This window comes from Scytonema sp. NUACC21 (genome assembly GCF_054684315.1).
On the sequence record NZ_BAAFZH010000079.1, the window covers coordinates 1 to 18,653 of the forward strand.

The following is an 18,653-nucleotide window of genomic DNA, read 5'->3' on the forward strand; positions in this document are numbered from 1 at the left end:
AGAAATGGAAGCTTTAACAGCCGTTTCCGTTGCTGCTTTGACTCTGTATGATATGGCAAAAGGCCTGGAAAAATCGATTCAAATAGAATCAATTCAGTTGCTAAGCAAAACTGGCGGGAAATCAGGAAGTTATTCCCGACCAGGTTAAGGTTAAACTTTATACAATATCTCCTACTGCTTCGCTGACATCAGTGGGAGCTTGGTAGTCCTTATCGGGAATTTGTTGCAATACAGAAATAGCGTTGTCGTCAGCACCGTTCTGCTGTGCGTGTTTAATCAATTGTTCCTTTTTAACAGGATAATCAACACCTTTCAAGTGTTTTTGTAGTTGGATGGGATTGAGCTTAGCCATTTTTATCCACCTCTAAACGTTTCTTCCATCTTGGCAAGTGAATGTACTGGCTACCTCTATCAAATAGCTTACAGAGCCACTGTGTAAGATTTATTGCGTTGGATAGATATCGGATATTTGAGAGCCTCAAATAACTTCACGGAAGATTATCGGGATCAACACCAAGGGAACGCAAATAAGCTGATAACTGCTCAGCCCTTTGGCGTTCTTGTTCAGCCCTTTGGCGTTCTTGTTCAGCCTTTTGGCGTTCTTGTTCTAACAGTAATTCAGCCTGTGTTGCTCGTTGCTCTCGTTCCACCGATGTTAAAAATCTTTGACCATCTGGACTGTAGATAATAAGTTCACCTTGTGTAATATCAAACCTAATTCCCAAACGCGGGCTAACCCATCGATCCATTTGCCAAAGCTTTTGTAGGTTCTCCCCTTGCCGCAACCATCCATCAAGTTGATAGTTGTCTGGGTCGTATATGTAGTACTCCTCGACACCATAAGTATTATAAAATTCCAGCTTACGGTTCATTTCATCAGTACTATTGCTGGGGGAGAGAATTTCAAATACAACTTGGGGTGGAATATTCTCCTCGTTCCACTGACGGTAGGAACGGCGTTTGCCCTTTGGTCTACCAAAGACAACCATCACATCTGGCGCTACTGCTGGAATAATTTGCGATCGCACGGGATACCAAAGTAAATCTCCTGCAATAAAAACATTTTCATCAGCAGCAAACAGAATCTCCAAATTCTCTTTGATAATAACTATCCAACGAAACTGCTCTGTATTATCCGCCATTGGTTTGCCGTCACTGCTGGGAAAGAGGATATCCTCATCAACTTGCGAAAAGGTTGTCATTGATTTTACCCCAGATTGTTTATACTTCAATTTTAAGCCAATCAGATTTGTAAGGTGGACGCTAACCGGACTCGCAAAAACTTTAAAATGAATCAGATGTCTACGACGTGTAATAAATATTTATGCCTCCTCGTTGGCCCCGTAAACCCGACCGCAAAGACCCTGCTTACCGCAAGTTAGATGACCGAATGAATTTTGCAGTTCATGTGGCAATATTCGCATTGTTTAATTCAGGTTTGTGGTTTTTCCATAACCTAAATAATGCAACCTGGGAGTGGTTACCTTGGTTGACTGCAAGTTGGTTAGTCGTATTGTTAGTCCATCTAATTTATATTTCAGCGATCGCTAATTACTCAGAAACACCACCTACATCCACCTGAAGAAGGACTGGTTAAGCTGGGGCGATTGTAACTTGTGGTGGTAGAGCTTGGTCGATAAATGAGCGATAATCTTAATTGAGATGAGAGATTAAACTCATTATATAGGGTTATATTTATGGCTCCAACTAACACCACAGAATTACTAGAAGCCCTAGCTGCAGAAATTGGCGAAAGCGTTTACATAGATATTGCCAAGTGGCATCTTTATTTATCAGATGCCAAACTGCATACAGTAGTAGCGGAACAAGTGTACCCCTTAATTACCGCTAGCAAAACTGTGGAAGAAGAGGATGTTATAGAAGTTTTACAATCTATTCCAGTCAAGATTGGTGGCGGTAGAAAAGAACTTCCTCTGATTGATTTACTACCAGTACAATGCCAGGTTAATTTAGTAGATATTTTAGAAAAATATCAGCAGGAAATGTAATTAAATTGTTACGGGCACTCAGTTAATCACAATAACAAATTTCCAGGTAAATTTAAGGAGGATTATTTTATGCTTTTACAACTCAAGGATAGTGGTGAACTCGTCAAAGTTGTTGATGTTCAGGAATTGATAAATCCCAATACTGATACGATCCGCGCACAAGAACAAGAAGGTCAAGAAGAACAGCAAGCGGATTCTTATAAAAAAGACAATCTCGTTTTTCCTTCTGGTGAAAATCTACCACGTTGTTGGATGGATGCCAATTACAGAAATAGTACGAATTAGTCATCTTACCAACTTCATCAGATTCTGAATATTAGGGTTTATCCAACCTTCCTTAAAATAGTGCCAACCTAATTCTAGTGGATGCTTGTGGTTGGGAAATTCTAGTGGTACGGGCGTCTCGCCCGTAACCAGTCTACCTCAAGATAAAAATACCATATTAAAAGAGCATATTTAACCAATCGCTGAAGACTTCTCTACACCATTAATTTCTTCACCTTCACCACGGGGAAAAAACCGCTTTGTTATCCAGTAAGTAAAAATGTGAGAAAGTAATCCCATTGGACCGGCAAATAAACAAAGTATCAGTGAATGGATTGTCCAAATCCCCGTTTTCTGTCCTTCTAGGTAAATGTAGCGCCCTGTAAATAAGTCCAAAGTTAAAAAATGAATCCAACCAGTAGCTGTCACTTTTTCATCTGCAAACAACCGCGCAAGATCCGCTAACTGAGGACTTGAAAAAGCTTGAGCAGATTCTGGTGTGATACTGGCAATAAATAAATACAAATATGCTGCAGCTAGTGGAACGAAAGGAATATAAGACTCCATGACCCTTTTTGTAACGTTCCATCTAGGCAGTAATATCATTGAAATCCAAAAGGGCAAAACAAAAAAATTGGCAATATTGAAAATTTGCTCGACAGACATAAATAATTGAAAATTCCAACTTAGTAGGGTGGGCAGTGCCCACAAAATCATATCACAATGGGAAAGGTCTATCTTAATATCGACTTGACCTACCAACTCTACAAAGATGTTAATTGTGATTCTATGCTAGAAGAGTTAAGAGCGCGACCAATAAAAACAAGGCGGGTTTGTTTTGGTTCTTGTGGTTTCCAAGGGCGATCGTAGAATTGTTCAAACCGATTGCCTACACCTTGCATCACCAAACGCATAGATTTATTTGGTACTGCCACAAAGCCCTTAATCCTATATATCTCTTGCTGTTGCGCCAGGACTTGTAACTGAGACACAAGTTTCTGTGGGTCAAAGGCACGGTCTAGAATCAGGTAAGTAGAAGTAATCTCGTCATCGTGGTCATGTTCTTCTTCTGTGTCGTGGTGGCTTGGGCGAGTCTCTAAGTTATCTTCAACTGCAGCTTGGAATCCCAGTAAAACAGAGGCATCAAGTTGACCGTAATTGCTTTCTACAACTTTCACACCTCTGGGTAATTCTTGTTGAACTAACTGTTCAACAGTTGTCTTAGAAGACTCATCAACTAAATCGGTTTTATTCAACACCACTAAATCCGCACAAGCCAGCTGGTCTTCAAACAGTTCTTGTAATGGTGTTTCGTGTTCCAAACTATCGTCTGCTTGCCGTTGTGCTTCCACTGCCTCTGGGTTACTGGCAAATGTCCCAGCAGCAACTGCTGCACAATCTACCACCGTAATAACAGCATCCACTGTGGCTGCATTGCGAATTTCATGCCAGCGAAAAGCTTTTACCAAGGGTTTTGGCAGTGCTAAACCAGAAGTTTCTATCAAAATGCAATCAATACTATCTCTACGCTTAATTAACTGTTGCATTGTAGGTAAAAATTCTTCCTGCACTGTACAGCACAAACAGCCATTTGTTAATTCAAAAATGTTATCGCTGGTATCATCTTCTGGGCAAATTTGACAAGTTTTTAATAATTCACCATCAATACCAAGTTCGCCGAATTCATTAACTAACACGGCAATGCGCCGTCCTTGGTTATTTTGTAGTAAGTGGCGAATGAGGGTAGTTTTACCACTCCCTAAAAATCCAGTGATGATAGTAACGGGAATTTTTGCTGCCATTTTTATGTTTATAAAGTCCAATATCTAGAATCAAGGGTGTTGGTAAGTAGGATGACATAAATTAAAGTTAACTCATGAGGACCGTCCTTAGTCATTTGTCATTGGTTATTAGTAAGGTTTCAGATCCATTTACATTTTGTAACTCCTGTCTGTTTATTCACGCCGACTGACTTAATTAGTCGTTATTTGTGTGAATGAGCCACTTAAAACTTTGCTCAAAAGCTGTAGGGGCTACCTCTCCGCGACTCCCTACTTCGCTAGGGTAATCCCAGAGGTGCTGCCCCTACAATTGATAAAACTTTGTGGCTTATGGTGCTGTTATTCGACAGTTGCTAGCTCGGTACTGCCGCGTGTACGACGCTTTGTCAGAGTATTGTACAGCATTTGACCAATGGCTTTAATAAGATTGCCTTCCAACTCTTGGAACATTTTCATGTTCATGCCAAAAGCAGCGTTGGCTTCATCAACAATCCGAGAGGCTGTAGCATCATTTATTGGGAGTTCGTCCAATGCCTGACGGTATTTAGCTTTAAATGCCTTTTCATCAGGAATTTCATCAAATTCATAAAAGGCGGTACCTTGTCCGTCGGAAAGGTTCATTGCTGTTTGGGCAATCCCCTTGAGAATTTGTCCGCCAGACAAGTCTCCCAGATAACGGGTGTAGGAGTGAGCTACTAATAATTCAGGTTCTTTTTCCGAAACTACCCGGATGCGCTCTAAGTACGCTTCACCTGCAGGAGATAGTTGAATTTGCTCCCGCCAGTTGCTTCCATAGTAGTAGTTGAGATCCTGCTCTAAAGTGTGCTTGCGGTAAAGTTGGGGAAAATTGATTTTAGAAATAATTGGATGGTTCTGGTGCTTCTCCATCTCTTCTTCAATGGTTGAGTAGATGAAGTAGAAGTTAGCCACGAGTTTGCGATAGGAGTTTTTCTCAACGACTCCTTTTAAAAAGCACTTGACAAATCCAACATTTTCTGCCATCGTGTGGGCTTTTTTTGTCCCTACACGCAATTTTGTTGCTAAATTGCTGCTCATATTAAATTGCTCAACTTTAAAAAGTCAACTGCCGGAGATGGATTTACGAACGGCTACAAAAGCCACTAAAACGTTACAGTAGAACTATTTGATGAGAATTTCTATTAATATTTTTTAAGTTTTTAAGCTTAGTATTCAATTATACATATAATGTCATAAGAAGTATAAACCTATATTTTCACTACTCGAAGTCTTCTGAGCCCTGTCTTAACGATGCTTGTGTACGATTATTTACAATTTTAGCGTAAATTTTTACAAAAAAGTAACTAAAAATACATAACGGTCAAAGTTTAAGTTTATAACCTCTGCCATAGAGAGATAAAATTTCAAGTCTGGGAATAATTTGTCACAAATCATTAAGGTAATCATCTAGTTCAGTGCTATTGCTGAATTTACAAAATCTTTACAATAACATCATCAGGAATATAAGTATTTTTGCTGAAAAAGGCGACAAATTGGCATAAATTTATAGAGGTAAAAATTAGTAAAATGTCCTGAGGAAAAGGTATATGAAGGGAATTGTTGAATGAAGTTTAAAGTGTTATTCTCCAGTGTGACTGTGTAGAGATATTTAAATTATGGTATCATTTATAACGCAAAATCAAGGCGGTATTTCTGAGGAATCAGCTTCTCAAGGCAATGATAATAAGGAAAATTTTGGTCTGGATTTAATATCGCTGCCTGGTACCCCTCTGTTTGGAACAGATGGAATTCGGGGGCGCGTAGGAGAACTGTTAACTGCACCCCTAGCATTACAAGTTGGTTTTTGGGCTGGAGTGGTTTTGCGTAGCCAAGTTTCTCACCCAGGACCAGTGCTCCTCGGGCAGGACTCCAGGAACTCCAGCGATATGCTTGCTACGGCTTTAAGTGCGGGGTTAACAGCAGCAGGGCTAGAGGTTTGGTATTTGGGTTTATGCCCCACTCCCTGTGTTGCGTTTATCAGCAGTACGAGTGATGCCATTGGGGGAGTGATGATATCTGCAAGTCATAACCCGCCAGAAGATAATGGTATTAAAATTTTTGGCGCAGATGGTTTGAAGTTACCCCAAGCATTGCAGGCAGAAATTGAAGCAGGGTTGCGGGGATTAACACCATATCCGGTACTTCGCGATCGCGGACAGCACTACTCTCGCCCAGATCTGGTGGAAAATTACGCTCGGGCTTTGAAAAAACCACTGCACGGTAGTGTGAATTTTCAAGGCATGAGAATTGTTTTAGATTTAGCGTGGGGAGCAGCCGTTGGTCTAGCACCCTCAGTATTTGAGGAATTAGGGGCAGAAGTTGTTTGCTTGCACAATCAAGCAGATGGCGATCGCATCAATGTGAATTGCGGTTCCACTCACTTAGACATTTTGCAAGCAACGGTTAATGAATACCAAGCCGATCTGGGCTTTGCCTTTGATGGCGATGCAGATCGCGTTTTGGCTGTAGACAATACGGGTCGTCAAGTCAATGGTGATTACATCCTCTACCTTTGGGGACGCTGCTTGCAGCAAAAGCAAGAACTACCAGACAACTTGATTGTTTCCACCGTCATGGCAAACCTTGGCTTTGAGAGAGCGTGGAAACAAGCAGGTGGTAAATTGATTCGTACAGCAGTTGGCGACCAGTACGTGCAAGCAGAAATGCTGCGGACAGGGGGAATGCTTGGAGGCGAACAGTCAGGTCACATTCTTTGCCGTCACTATGGCATTACCGGAGATGGTTTGTTAACAGCACTACACCTAGCAGCCTTGGTTCAACAAGCAGGTGTTCCCCTATCGGAAATGGTAGATCGGAGCTTTCACACATACCCACAATTCTTGCGGAACGTGCGAGTAGAAGATAGGTCAAAGCGTATTGCGTGGAAAGAGTGCCAACCTTTACAACAAGCTATTGCCCGCGCCGAAGCCGCCATGAGTGATGCTGGAAGAATTCTAGTCCGCGCCTCCGGTACCGAACCAGTCATCCGAGTTATGGTAGAAGCCGAAGATTCCGAACTCGCTAACTATTGGACAAATGAATTGGTATTACAAGTCCAGCAACACTTGGCAGATTAACTCGTAAGTCACTGACCCCCGAATAGAACCGTAGGGTGGGCACCGCCCACCACAGCCAGTACAAATAACAGCATGAAGCCCGCGCAGGCGGGCTTTGTTTGTTTGGCTGCCACTTCAGTTAGAAATACGAAATTTCTGTAAAATTTATATAAAATTTTCATAATTTTTTTCCAAAGATTAACGTTAAGATCCTATTAAGTCGCTCAAATGCGTAAAACCCATACAACCCTGACCTCTGTATGGAAATGGAAGCCTTTAGAAATCTCGACCAGTAATTCCCATTGCTTAGAAAAAGTAGTTTCGCAGTCTTTGGCTTATGCTAGTTTTTGTGGTGCCGCTAAAAAGCCCACAAGTTTCAAAATCTTGGGAGCTTGTGACTCAACTATTTGAGAGGTGCGTGCGATCGCTCTGCAATCAAACTTCACAAGAATACAGAGTAATTGTTGTTTGTCACGAACGTCCGCGTCTTGATTTTCGACATCCTAAAATCACCTATATTGAAGTTGATTTTCCACCAGCAAACGAAGCAGATGATTTCTGTAGGGGGCATACAGACAAGGGGCGCAAAATCCTTAAAGGATTAGTTCACGCTCGAGAATTTTTACCAACTCATACAATGGCAGTTGATGCTGACGATTGTGTCAGCAAGTACTTGGCAGAGTTTGTCAATCAAAATCCTGATTGTAATGGGTGGTTTGTCAACAGAGGCTACAAATATCAAAACGGTAGTGATTTTGTCTTCCTGAAACGAAGAAATTTTTACAAGATGTGTGGAACCAGCAACATCATCAAGTATGAGTTAAATCAACTACCTGAGAACCCAGAATACAATAGAGGCTATGGATACTACAAATTCTACGTAGATCATGAAAAAGTCAGACAAACACTAGCTCATGAAGGAAACCCTCTAAAACCACTACCTTTCCCAGGTGCCGTCTACATAGTCGCTACTGGAGAAAATCTGTATTACGGAACGACGAAACTGACGTTTAATATCCTCAATCGCAAATCGCTGAACCAATCGATGCTTGAGGAATTTAACCTATACCCATTAAGACAAAATTCAGTTATAACAGAAACAACGTATTCAAGATGACCCCTGTGAAACCCGAGATAATTATAGCTGACTCACGGGTATATTTGCAGCAAGGTCATGCTGAAATCAAAAGTAAAAGGCAAGAAATCCAAAAAAACAAAAAAGCAGCAGAAAGAGGAAACGCCAGCTCTTAGCCTCAAAGAACGGCTAGCACAAAAGCGAAAAGCTGCACAGGCAAGAAAAGAATTTACCAATCTTTTTTCCACCGCCGTCGCAGGCGGTATCTTTGTTGGCATTCTCTTGGCTCTTATTGGAGGAATTAAGGCAGCAGTTCCGGGTATATTGGGAATCATTACCCTGTCTTTATCGTACAAATATCCCCGCCAAGCGCTTTTTGCTTTCCTGATTTATATGCCCTTTAGCGGTACTATTACTTACTACATTGGTAGCAGTCCCATACTCCAACTTGCTAAAGATTCCTTCTACATTCCAGTAGTCATTGCACTTTGGCAGGCATGCAGCAAGCAGAAACAACCCTTTATTATCCCCAAAGCCATTAAAACTCCATTCTTTATTTTGTTGGGCTTATGCGTGCTGACACTATTATTTGTCAATGGGATGCAGCAATTTAGCCCGCCTACAAGTGGTATAGGAAGCGGACCCAACGAAAAACCGTTTTTCATGGGTATTTTGGGTCTGAAAGTATTTATAGGCTACATACCCCTAATAACTTGCGCTTACTATTTAATACGCAACAAACGAGATTTTTTATTTTTCTCACGGATGCAGGTTGTTATTATACTCATCTGCTGTGGATTGGGATTTATCCAGTATATGCTACTGCTAACTGGGGTCTGCCAAGGCACAAGAAATCTACAAGGTGCTGCCTTATTCAAGGCATCAATTGAAGCCCGTTGTTATTTTGGGGGTTCTCTAGTCTACAGCCCCGATCAAGGGATGATTCGCTTACCAGGAACCTTTGTTGCACCTTGGCAGTGGGCTTGGTTCTTGATTTCTAGCACCTTTTTTAGCTTTGCCTCTGGTTTTAGCGATCCTTCTATTATTTGGCGTTTTATCAGTTTGGGTTCCATCGCCGCAGTCTTTATCAACGCAGTGATCTCCGGACAGAGAATAGCTTTAGCATTGGTACCCATCTGCTTTGTAGCTTTGCTATTGCTAACAGGTCAACTTCGTAACCTGAAGCGGTTTATCCCTATAGGAGTAGGGCTTGCACTTATCTTGGGGATTGCTGTAGTGAGCAACCCTGCAGTTCTAGAAGAAAGGACAGCAAGTTTTAATGAACGATGGGAGGCTTCACCACCATACGAGTTTATTACACAACAATTTGAGGAATCTTTCAAAGAACAAAGAGGAATTTTAGGCAATGGCTTGGGTCGCGCCACAAACTCAGCCCGTGCAATGGGTGAAACCAGGCTAATTGAAACCTATTATCCTAAAGTCCTCTATGAAGTTGGCCCATTAGGAACCTTGGCTTTTCTGGCTTTGGTCACAACTCTAACAATCACTTGTTACAGAACGAATCGTCTGGTAAAAAACCGTAATTTCCGCAGTTACGGATCGGCTTTATGGGTGTTTATATTGTTTATTAGTTACAACACCTACTACTATCCTTTGGATGTCGATCCAGTGGCTGTGTATTACTGGTTTGCTGCTGGTGTTCTCTTGAAATTACCAGTGATAGATAAACAAGAGAAAGAAAATTCTGAAAATTCCGAGCAAAAACAGTCGAAGAAAAAAACAGTAAAAGCACTATTGAACTAAATTGAATTTAAATTACAGGTAAGCAAAGATGGTCAAGGTTCTCATCACAGGTATAAAGCATTTAAGCAATAATAATCTGCCTCGGAAATCCCGGCATAAAGTAGTGCATGCTAAACCTTTTCCTTCAGGGAGATATCCTTTGGAAAAAGTTTGGCATCCTTTATCAAGCTTTAGTTTCTGGAGACCCATCTGGAGACAACACCAAATTATTCATTCTTTTAACAAAATTATAGAAACAAAAAAAACTTGGTTTATCACTTTTGAAGATCATTCCTTTTTATATATAAATCCCCGCAATAAGGTTGAAGCTCTAGCTTATGAACACTTAAACAATCGCTTGGGATTAGAAAATTGTAAAAAAATGATTGCCATATCAGATTATGCGAACATGAGATGTTTGACTTGGCTTGATAAAATTAACAGAGATTTATTGGAAAAAGTGGTTCGTAAAGTTATTGTTATTCAGCCTAACTTTCCAGTTAGAGTAACATCTCCTAAAAGTTACAAAAAGTCCCAGAGATTGCAGCTGTTATTTGTAGGGAATCACCTAGCTAGAAAAGGTGGAATCGTCGCTTTAAGACTGGCAAAGAAAGCAGAAAAAATGGGTTTACCTATTGATGTGCATATAATATCTGAACTGAAACACGGGTCAGGAGTCCCTACAGATTTTCCAGATAAGTCAAAGTATGCAGATGACCTGAAGTTACTTGATTTACCTAACGTGACTCATTATAAGAGTCTCCCCAATGGAAAAGTTATTGAATTACTGTCACAAAGTCATTTTCAAATGTTGGCTACTTTGCATGACACATATGGTTTTAGTGTAATTGAAGGATTTACTGTTGCAACTCCTGCTATTACGACAAATGTATGTGCTTTACCAGAATTTGTGCATCATGAAAAAAATGGATATTTGTTGCCCTTAGAGCTTAACGACATTAGGCACTGGAAAAACTGGTTACCCGCAGAAAAACGAAATTCTGAAGAGTATTGGGATATTTTAGATAGTACATATGAACTGATAGCAGATCGAGCATTACAAGTCATACTAAACTTTTTAGATAGAGACGATAAAGATGAACATTATGAGTTACTTAGTGAAGGGGCTTTAGCACAAGCAAAAAACTTCAACAACTCTGAAATTCAAAATGAGCTATTTGACAATTTGTATTCAGAAGCAGCAGGGGAAGCATAAAGTAGAAGAAAACTCACTTGTAGATAAATTCAGTATATTTACTTAGATAGGATATATAGATACAAAAATGTCATCTTACCCCTTAATTTCCGTAATTATCCCAACCTATGGTCGTGAAGAACCACTCCGCGATAGTGTTGCAGATGTCCTAAAGCAGGATTATCCAAACTTTGAAGTTTTGGTTGTCGATCAAACTCCAGAACACAAGCCAGAAATAGAATCTTATCTAGAAGAATTATCAACCGCAGGTAAAATAAAGTGGTTTCATCTGAAATGGGCGAGTTTGCCAGGGGCTCGAAATTATGCTATCAAAAGGGCAACTGGTGAGATTATTTTGTTTATAGACGATGATGTGCAACTACAACCTGGATTTTTGGCAGCCCATGCAAAAAATTATTTAGAAAAACCAGACGTGGGAGCTGTTGCCGGACGTGTCTTTGACAGAATGAAGTTGGGTGACTCTGGAGGAAAATTACAGATTGAATATCTTCCTCCTCAAGCGATGGACCCAGGGATTGCTTGGTACCATATTGACTTAGTACACACAGTAAAACCCCAGCAGGTGCTAACAGCAAGGGGCTGTAATATGTCCTTCCGTCGTGAAATTTTCACAAAGTACGGGCTGAAATTTGATGAGAGATTTCGCGGTAGTGCGGTACGAGAAGATTATTATACTTTGCAATCCGTTACATTTAGCAGTCCTTTTTTAAGGATGTGGCATATTGCGAAATTCTCCATTACTCCTAATTGCCAATCCATGCTAGATTTTAAGACTATCCCTTTAGATGCCCATCTCAAGCGCCCGCCAAAATAACCATAAAATGGTATCATAGAGAGCTAAGTTAAAAAGACTTTATGCAACTTGTATGCTATTAGCCACATGGAACAAGCAGGTCTTTGAAACACTCTATGGCAATCATCAGTTTCTCAGAAAACTAGATTCTTCTTCAACAAAGGTGTAGTAGGTATCAATTTTCTTGAAACAGCGATTGAGAAGTAGTGGAATTACAGCATTTTTTAGGTAAATGAAGTACATAGGTAGGGGCAATCGGTTGTTTGCCCCTACAACAACCTCTTGCTAGTACACATCGGTAGAAATAAGGCTATCATTGTGAATCCTTATAAAGCTTCCAGTAAAAGCCCGTTACTTTCATCCTTGAGCCTTCATACTTCATCCTTTGCGTACTATAAAACCTATTCAAAACTACTCATAAGTAGACAAATCTACATTATGGGTAATTTGATGCTTGCTTCCCCTCAGAATTCATCTAGCAAATACTAGTAAGTAGTACTGAAAGCAAAACGTCTGCAAACTGTACAACTAATAACGATTAACGACTTGGAAGAAATACACGATATTTTCACCACCATAGCTCAAGAACATAATACTTTTTATAAGATTCACAATTGACAACCTAGATAAAATTTCTCTCTAGAGGATGAAATCTTTCCTATCATTAGTAAATTTAATAGTTTTTTTGAGTTGTTTACAAATAATTTTTCGACTTTACACACTGGTTGTGCTTAAAGTAAAACTCAAACTCAGTATAAATTAAATGACTAACAAAATATAATACAAGAGTTTTAAGTATTTCCTTGGAGGAGAAAATAAAATTTCCAATGAGAAATTTAATATATTAGGGTAGTCACAGCAGGATTACAAAAAAGACTATAAGGAAAAATCAAAAAGGCTACGCAACAACCAGTATACATGACTTCTTACACTTTGCTATTGATGTAATATTTTGTACAAAAAATACTGAGATTCAAAAATAGTTCTTGAACTCTTTGGTTGATGTGATTTGAACTAAGTGATAAAAAATTTAAATCATAAAACAAGTAAGAATCGAAAATGATATCTAAAAGTTTTATTTGCTTATTGAGCGACAACAGGATAATATGTAACGTGCTGGGATCGCTCAGTATCTTAATCATAACTGCGCGAAAACTCTTATTTTGTAAAAGAGGAGATGTTGTGGTTTAATGATTGAGAATTGTCATTACAGAAAACAAGGTTTGCACCATGAAAAGGTGCGGTTACCTGAAAACTGACTGAACCATGATATTTCTTGGACTACTTTGGGTTACATCCTGGATTGGGGCTACTTTGTCGTTTAACCAAAGCTTGCCACTAAGTTTTACTTCAAAGGATATTCCGGCAAAAGTGTTATTCAATTCAGGTATGCTGGTTGGTAAATCTCGCCCATTTTTTATGCCTGAGCAACAGCAAATAAGTGCTTTAAGTACAACGCTGCTGTCTCCAAGGTTTCTCAAGATAGATTGGGGAGATAGGGAATCGAGCGCAAGCGACGCTAAGCCTCCCAATCCATTAGTAAAAAGGGCTAGAGATAGTAAAAATCACTTTTGTACTACTCCACGAGATAAATTAGCAAAGCAGCCTAGTATCAAAGATGCAAGTTTTCTACCCGTTCCAAGCTTGATAGAAACAGGTTCCGAGCACCGAGATTTCCTCCCAAATCAAATACTGCGATCGCTGCAAAATTTCTTTCGCTTTTCCACTCCTATTGAATCAAGTTTTGATTCTGCTTCTTCGCCGGTGGTAGTTGTTAGCCGAAGCGAAAACAATTATGAGGTATGGCTCAATAACCGTTTGGTAGCTCATCTACCCGATAAACAGCAAGCTAGATTGATGCAGCAACGCTTGGCAAGACTTGTGAAATCATCTACCTTTGACGCTTCCCGGTTACGACCCGCCCTAGTTGACGGAATACCTGCTTTAATGGCAGGGAATCGCTTTTTATTTGGTATTGGGAAAGAAGTGACTAAAAACATGCACCGTAGTGGTGACTTGTTAGCGATTGAGTGGGTTAATAATTTGCGTCAAGCATTGCAAACTCCTACTCTATCACTTGTAGAGGGACAACGGGAGATGTACGGCTTGACTCCTTCAAAGAAAAGAATGTCTGGCTTAGCATCTTGGTACGGTCCGTACTTTCACGGTCGCCTAACAGCAAACGGTGAGACATTCAATCAGAACGAATTAACAGTTGCTCATAAGTCACTGCCATTTAACACCTACTTGCAGGTAACGAATTTGAGAAACGGCAAAACAGTGATTGTGAGAGTCAATGACCGAGGTCCTTATATTCCCCCGAGGAGCTTGGATTTATCCAGGGTAGCCGCCCGCTGTATCGATAGCGAATTAGCTGGAGTTGTACATTATGAAGCGGTTATTTTGAACAAAAGCGAACCTAGAATGACTTTGAAAAACTCAAGCCTTGGCATTAAAATGCCGAAGCCTCCAAGAAAACTTGCAGTCATTTCGGACTGAACTATCCCCAACTCCTTCCCATCACACCCGGTAAAGGGTTCAGTTTTACCCCACCCTAGCCCTCCCCTTCCTTATCAAGGGGAGGGAATTGAATTTCTTGTTTCCACCCTTGATAAGGGGGGATTCATATTAAGTTCGGTTAATTAGTTATTATTAAACAATAATCGCAAAAACCGGAAAACCCGCCCCCCATCTCCCCATCTCCCCATCTCCCCATCTGCCTTAATGATAAGTCTTTGTGCTAACATGATATGATGGGCATTTTGGTCTGTCTTTTCTACTGGGCGGGCAACGCTCCCCCGCAGTCGCTGTTATTAAGAAAATGTCTGAATTGAACTTACACAGTCTTTATTCTCCTCATATCTTACACCACTGTCTTATTGAGAAAATAGTAAGCTAAAAAGCTGATTACTCCCTTCCCGCCATTGGATTACCTAAAGACATAGATGTAGATGTAGTAGATGTAGGGTGGGCACTGCACACCACAACACCAAGATGGTGGGCTTTAGCCCTACCTACAAAAATCGGTAATTTTAGAGCGAAAAAGGAGTAATTCGTAGGTAGGGCTATGCCGCACGTTATTTTCTTGAAAAGATGCAAGATGTCAGTATTGTTACTTATATATAAAAATTTCATAAGTAATATCAACAGTGTTTGGGGACAAGTTTTCAAAGATTTCATGAAAAGCTCATATTTCTCCTTAGTACTTTAAAGTTAATTCACAAAAGTTTTGTTATATTGATTATTGACTTGTATCACTAATTTTCTATTCATTTAAGAATGGTTATTGCACATCATGATTACAGCAGTAGACTCTAGAAACTGGCTACAAGAAAGCCGTTATAGTAGTCGGGGAAGTGTATATTTATATGCACCGATGGTAAACTTCAATGAGATGGCTGAAGTTGGTGACACTCCCCCCTGATGTGCTGTATTGGTATAGCAATCCTAAATCATTTGTGAACAACAGGTAATTTTGTAGTAAGTTGGTAGATAGGCTCGCACCGATTCTATGATGGTGGGCTAACAATTTCACAAATTAGATAGGACTGCTATGTATAAAAGTGTAAATATTTTGGTGTATTCAAATATTGCATCTTAATAAGAGTATGAGAGGAAATTACTCTCTTACTTTCGGATGATTCTAACAGATGTAATTAAGTGAAAAAACAATTTTATAACTGAATCAAGAAATCATTTTTTAGCAAATCTACTCACTGATAGACGCTCTTGGTCTAATAGTTGTTGTAGTTTATGCAATGAGATTCAGTAATTAATAATTTCCGAAATCAGCTTTGATAATTGTGAATAGCCTAATTTAGAGGAATTAGTTGCAAGCTATCAGAGTATCTATTATTGAATAACACCAAATTCAAGCTCCCCGTAGATCTAATAGGCTATCTTTCATATTTCTCAAAAATTGTTTGAGAATACCTATAGTATTCACTGGTAACTTTTCTATATCTCTGGTATTCCAAAAGACAGAGATTCTAAAAATAAACAGTGATACTAAGGATAGCTCAGGTTAGGTAACATTCTGAAAACTTTTGCTAGGTATTAAAAAACCACTTAACTAACAGAGAGTTCTAGAGCCATGAATAACGAGCACGATATTTCAAAGTGGAAGCGTTTTCAAGAACTTTTCTTAACAACTTTATTAGGAGATATTCCAACGCTTTTTCTGGGTGTAAAGCTACGAAATATTCTTTATAAGAGTATTTTTTCCCTGATAGGTAGCTCAGTGTACATCCAAAACGGGGCTGAATTTATCAGTACTAGATATATTAGAATTGGTAACGGGGTCTATATTTTCAAAGATGTTCGTGTAGATGGGGGAAGGCATAAAAATAATAAAATCGATCTAGCAGATGGAGTTGTCCTTGAAAAAAACGTGAATATCGGCGCGTTGGATAACACGCGTATTCACATTGATGAACGTACATTTATCGGCCCTAACGTTTGTATAGCTGGTCCTGGAAATATAAGAATTGGCAAAGATTGTCTTATTGCATCCAACTCAGGAATCTTTGCTAACAATCACGTTTTTGAAGACCCTACTCAAAAGATTGTCTCACAGGGCGTGACTCGTCAGGGGATTGTCATTGAGGATGACTGTTGGCTGGGACATGGGGTAACGGTATTGGATGGAGTGACTATCGGTAAAGGAAGTGTCATTGGTGCAGGTGCAGTCGTGACTAAAGACATTCCTCCCTATTCCGTTGCTGTGGGAATACCTGCAAAAGTTGTCAAACAGAGAACTAGCAAGCAATTAGTGAAATCTAGAGATTAGAGCGTCGGTACTACAATCCTACACACCCCGGTTTCTTTAAGTTGAGTCAACAAAATCTCTGTCTTTACAAGCAAAGAAGCCGGGTTTTTCCCAATACCGAACAACCCCTTTCGCTTAGCACCTTTGTATCTCTTTAATAGATTTCTAGAATCCGCTTGTCCTTGGTTTCTTGGCATATTTGCTTTAGGGATGCTTGCGGCTGATGTCGGGTTTTCTCAAAATTCAAAGCTAAACCATCTCAAAAAATCTATCCCTTGGGGGATACTTGCAGTGCTCTTCACTGTTACTGCTTTTGTGACTGAGTGGAGACGCCTGAGTTTAGAGTTCTGGATAGGGCAAAGTTTTCTTGGTGCAGCAGCGGCTTGTTTGTTTATTTGTTTCACCCAACTTGTGGTAGACGAGAAAAAACCGCCTCTATTGTTGAGGTTATTCGATCGCCCTTGGGCAATTGCACTTGGAGCCTTTTCATACAGTCTCTATCTCACCCACGGTCCGGTGTTAATGCTGGTACGTCAATTGCTTTTAAGTTGGCAAATGTCTCCAACAATGTTCGCTGTGACGTATTACTTACTAGGTACAGTCCTGTCATTGTTATTTGGCTACTTATTTTACTTAGTTGCTGAGCGCCCATTCATGTCTCATTTCTTGAAGAAGCGCAAGGTGAAAGATGCAGTCAGCAACTTGTAAATAACTCTTACATCAGACGAAAATCAATATACCATTTGAAATTGCTAAAACGCTTGTATTATTTATAAGGTGATAACCATGACCTCAATAACCTCTACATACTTTATTTCTTTGGAAAGATGGCTGCGTTTAAAAGAAGTCTTACTGATTGGACTTGTAGGAGGAATTCCTCCAGTACCAGGTAGGTTTTTACGCAACTTACTTTACCGCAGCATACTGGTGCGGATGGGTAACTCTGTGAGAATCGAGCGTTTGTGTGAGTTTCTAGGTTCGCACCAAATCGAGCTGGGAAATAATGTACATATTGGTCAAAGCTCCTTTCTAGATGCATCTAAGCCTGGGAACAAAATTTCTTTAGGCGATGGAGTGTGGCTTCATGACAATGTCCGCCTGACGGGGGATGGTATCAATGGCAAAATTCTGATATTTGATGCAGCTATTCTCGATCGCGGTACTGATATCAAAGCTCACGATAACGGCTGGGTTGAAATTGGTAGACGAACCTATGTTGGCCCGTATTGCACTTTTGCAGGACCCGGTCACATTAAGATAGGGGAAGATTGCACGATCGCATCTCATACAGGGATTTATGCAAACAACCATAATTTTGCCGACCTAACTAAACCCATGAACTCGCAAGGGGTTACCAGTCAGGGAATTGAGATTGAAGATGATTGCTGGTTGGGTACCGGAGTGAAGGTTTTAGATGGGGTAAGGATTGGTCGCGGTAGTGTCATTGGTGCCGGTGCAGTTGTGACCAAAGATATCCCGCCCTACTCAATTGCAGTTGGAGTGCCAGCGACAATAGTTTCTCAAAGAAAGAGTTGGAGATAGATAAGTCGGTTGGCACAAGTAAAGTTAACGAGTTAAGATCGTCCTTTGTACGCGTGCCATTCTTGATTGGTAAGGGTTCTAGGTATATTGACGTTTCTTAACTCGCGACTTAAAAACTAAAAACTGCATCACTATAACGGTTTTTAGTTGGGTGCAATACACATAGGAGGGCGAACAACCGTATGCCTGTCGGCAAGCTACGCTAACGCCCCTACATTGTCTTGATATCACTGTATTGGATTCAAGTGAGAAGCGCTATATTTTCTCATGGATACGGCACATCGGCTACAAGGATGCGTTTGGTGACGAATATATGACCCTCCATTCTACAGGTGTAAATTAGGATAGTTGACAAAGTAGCAGAGATGCCAAATAAAGAACAGTTTAT

The 18,653-nt window shown here is 40.1% G+C and carries 17 protein-coding genes and 1 pseudogene; 13 read left to right on the forward strand and 5 right to left on the reverse strand.

Translation table 11 applies throughout. The features are described from left to right. The coding region (locus tag ACYRY3_RS17120) for a cyclic pyranopterin monophosphate synthase MoaC (protein ID WP_460202924.1) at positions 1–148 on the forward strand (148 nt) is incomplete at its 5' end. A 9-nt stretch (positions 149–157) separates the two neighbouring features. Here ACYRY3_RS17120 and ACYRY3_RS17125 read toward each other — a convergent pair. Together ACYRY3_RS17125 and ACYRY3_RS17130 are read right to left on the reverse strand one after the other, a co-directional pair. Then, complete coding sequence (locus ACYRY3_RS17125; protein WP_460202828.1) at positions 158–352, reverse strand: DUF2795 domain-containing protein; 195 nt, start codon at positions 350–352, stop codon at positions 158–160. A gap of 136 nt (positions 353–488) precedes the next feature. Further along, positions 489–1,202 carry a Uma2 family endonuclease gene (locus ACYRY3_RS17130; RefSeq protein ID WP_460202829.1) on the reverse strand — a complete coding sequence of 238 codons (714 nt, stop codon included), beginning with the start codon at positions 1,200–1,202 and terminating at the stop codon, positions 489–491. A 122-nt stretch (positions 1,203–1,324) separates the two neighbouring features. On the opposite strand from ACYRY3_RS17130, the gene ACYRY3_RS17135 reads away from it, so the two are divergent. The 3 genes from ACYRY3_RS17135 to ACYRY3_RS17145 all read left to right on the forward strand — a co-directional run bounded on the left by ACYRY3_RS17135 (position 1,325) and on the right by ACYRY3_RS17145 (position 2,294). Further along, on the forward strand, positions 1,325–1,582 hold the full coding sequence (locus ACYRY3_RS17135) for a 2TM domain-containing protein (RefSeq protein WP_460202830.1): 258 nt from the start codon (positions 1,325–1,327) through the stop codon (positions 1,580–1,582). Positions 1,583–1,697: 115 nt separating this feature from the next. Beyond that, positions 1,698–2,009 (forward strand): DUF3181 family protein, encoded by a 312-nt coding sequence (locus ACYRY3_RS17140; RefSeq protein WP_460202831.1) that lies wholly within the window; start codon positions 1,698–1,700, stop codon positions 2,007–2,009. A 69-nt stretch (positions 2,010–2,078) separates the two neighbouring features. Beyond that, the gene (locus ACYRY3_RS17145) at positions 2,079–2,294 is read left to right on the forward strand and encodes an acetyltransferase (protein ID WP_460202832.1); all 216 of its coding nucleotides are present in this window, start codon (positions 2,079–2,081) and stop codon (positions 2,292–2,294) included. A 171-nt stretch (positions 2,295–2,465) separates the two neighbouring features. Here ACYRY3_RS17145 and ACYRY3_RS17150 read toward each other — a convergent pair whose 3' ends face one another. The 3 genes from ACYRY3_RS17150 to ACYRY3_RS17160 all read right to left on the reverse strand — a co-directional run bounded on the left by ACYRY3_RS17150 (position 2,466) and on the right by ACYRY3_RS17160 (position 5,110). Beyond that, on the reverse strand, positions 2,466–2,939 hold the full coding sequence (locus ACYRY3_RS17150) for an ABA4-like family protein (RefSeq protein ID WP_460202833.1): 474 nt from the start codon (positions 2,937–2,939) through the stop codon (positions 2,466–2,468). Positions 2,940–3,037: 98 nt separating this feature from the next. Next, positions 3,038–4,075, reverse strand: coding sequence for a cobalamin biosynthesis protein CobW (cobW, locus tag ACYRY3_RS17155; protein WP_460202834.1), 1,038 nt, complete (start codon positions 4,073–4,075; stop codon positions 3,038–3,040). 318 nt (positions 4,076–4,393) lie between these two features. After that, positions 4,394–5,110 carry a biliverdin-producing heme oxygenase gene (locus ACYRY3_RS17160; RefSeq protein WP_460202835.1) on the reverse strand — a complete coding sequence of 239 codons (717 nt, stop codon included), beginning with the start codon at positions 5,108–5,110 and terminating at the stop codon, positions 4,394–4,396. Between the two features lie 578 nt (positions 5,111–5,688). Here ACYRY3_RS17160 and glmM point away from each other — a divergent pair. The 9 genes and pseudogenes from glmM (at position 5,689) to ACYRY3_RS17205 (ending at position 18,265) form a co-directional block, all read left to right on the forward strand. Next, positions 5,689–7,149, forward strand: coding sequence for a phosphoglucosamine mutase (gene glmM / locus ACYRY3_RS17165; protein ID WP_460202836.1), 1,461 nt, complete (start codon positions 5,689–5,691; stop codon positions 7,147–7,149). Positions 7,150–7,522: 373 nt separating this feature from the next. Further along, positions 7,523–8,245: a glycosyltransferase family 2 protein gene (locus ACYRY3_RS17170; RefSeq protein ID WP_460202837.1), complete on the forward strand. Its 723-nt coding sequence runs from the start codon at positions 7,523–7,525 to the stop codon at positions 8,243–8,245. A 57-nt stretch (positions 8,246–8,302) separates the two neighbouring features. Further along, positions 8,303–9,967 (forward strand): hormogonium polysaccharide biosynthesis protein HpsL, encoded by a 1,665-nt coding sequence (hpsL, locus tag ACYRY3_RS17175; RefSeq protein ID WP_460202838.1) that lies wholly within the window; start codon positions 8,303–8,305, stop codon positions 9,965–9,967. A gap of 28 nt (positions 9,968–9,995) precedes the next feature. Further along, on the forward strand, positions 9,996–11,162 hold the full coding sequence (locus ACYRY3_RS17180; protein WP_460202839.1) for a glycosyltransferase: 1,167 nt from the start codon (positions 9,996–9,998) through the stop codon (positions 11,160–11,162). Positions 11,163–11,229: 67 nt separating this feature from the next. Beyond that, a pseudogene (locus ACYRY3_RS17185) lies at positions 11,230–11,829 on the forward strand (glycosyltransferase); the annotation flags it as partial. A gap of 1,392 nt (positions 11,830–13,221) precedes the next feature. Further along, a complete protein-coding gene (locus ACYRY3_RS17190) occupies positions 13,222–14,454 on the forward strand; it encodes a septal ring lytic transglycosylase RlpA family protein (RefSeq protein ID WP_460202840.1) in 1,233 nt (410 codons plus the stop codon). A 1,594-nt stretch (positions 14,455–16,048) separates the two neighbouring features. Continuing rightward, on the forward strand, positions 16,049–16,744 hold the full coding sequence (locus ACYRY3_RS17195; protein ID WP_460202841.1) for an acyltransferase: 696 nt from the start codon (positions 16,049–16,051) through the stop codon (positions 16,742–16,744). A gap of 123 nt (positions 16,745–16,867) precedes the next feature. After that, entirely contained in the window at positions 16,868–17,431 is a 564-nt protein-coding gene (locus ACYRY3_RS17200) for an acyltransferase family protein (RefSeq protein ID WP_460202842.1), read from the forward strand. A gap of 78 nt (positions 17,432–17,509) precedes the next feature. Next, complete coding sequence (locus ACYRY3_RS17205; RefSeq protein WP_460202843.1) at positions 17,510–18,265, forward strand: DapH/DapD/GlmU-related protein; 756 nt, start codon at positions 17,510–17,512, stop codon at positions 18,263–18,265. The last annotated feature ends 388 nt before the right edge of the window (positions 18,266–18,653 follow it).

Bases quoted from the DNA above. Each gene is read 5' to 3' on its own strand.
- cobW (WP_460202834.1), bottom strand. From the start codon at position 4,075: ATGGCAGCAAAAATTCCCGTTACTATCATCACTGGATTTTTAGGGAGT.
- ACYRY3_RS17190 (WP_460202840.1), top strand. From the start codon at position 13,222: ATGATATTTCTTGGACTACTTTGGGTTACATCCTGGATTGGGGCTACT.
- ACYRY3_RS17130 (WP_460202829.1), bottom strand. From the start codon at position 1,202: ATGACAACCTTTTCGCAAGTTGATGAGGATATCCTCTTTCCCAGCAGT.
- ACYRY3_RS17145 (WP_460202832.1), top strand. From the start codon at position 2,079: ATGCTTTTACAACTCAAGGATAGTGGTGAACTCGTCAAAGTTGTTGAT.
- ACYRY3_RS17135 (WP_460202830.1), top strand. From the start codon at position 1,325: ATGCCTCCTCGTTGGCCCCGTAAACCCGACCGCAAAGACCCTGCTTAC.
- glmM (WP_460202836.1), top strand. From the start codon at position 5,689: ATGGTATCATTTATAACGCAAAATCAAGGCGGTATTTCTGAGGAATCA.
- ACYRY3_RS17205 (WP_460202843.1), top strand. From the start codon at position 17,510: ATGACCTCAATAACCTCTACATACTTTATTTCTTTGGAAAGATGGCTG.
- ACYRY3_RS17160 (WP_460202835.1), bottom strand. From the start codon at position 5,110: ATGAGCAGCAATTTAGCAACAAAATTGCGTGTAGGGACAAAAAAAGCC.
- ACYRY3_RS17180 (WP_460202839.1), top strand. From the start codon at position 9,996: ATGGTCAAGGTTCTCATCACAGGTATAAAGCATTTAAGCAATAATAAT.
- ACYRY3_RS17195 (WP_460202841.1), top strand. From the start codon at position 16,049: ATGAATAACGAGCACGATATTTCAAAGTGGAAGCGTTTTCAAGAACTT.
- hpsL (WP_460202838.1), top strand. From the start codon at position 8,303: ATGCTGAAATCAAAAGTAAAAGGCAAGAAATCCAAAAAAACAAAAAAG.
- ACYRY3_RS17125 (WP_460202828.1), bottom strand. From the start codon at position 352: ATGGCTAAGCTCAATCCCATCCAACTACAAAAACACTTGAAAGGTGTT.
- ACYRY3_RS17140 (WP_460202831.1), top strand. From the start codon at position 1,698: ATGGCTCCAACTAACACCACAGAATTACTAGAAGCCCTAGCTGCAGAA.
- ACYRY3_RS17150 (WP_460202833.1), bottom strand. From the start codon at position 2,939: ATGTCTGTCGAGCAAATTTTCAATATTGCCAATTTTTTTGTTTTGCCC.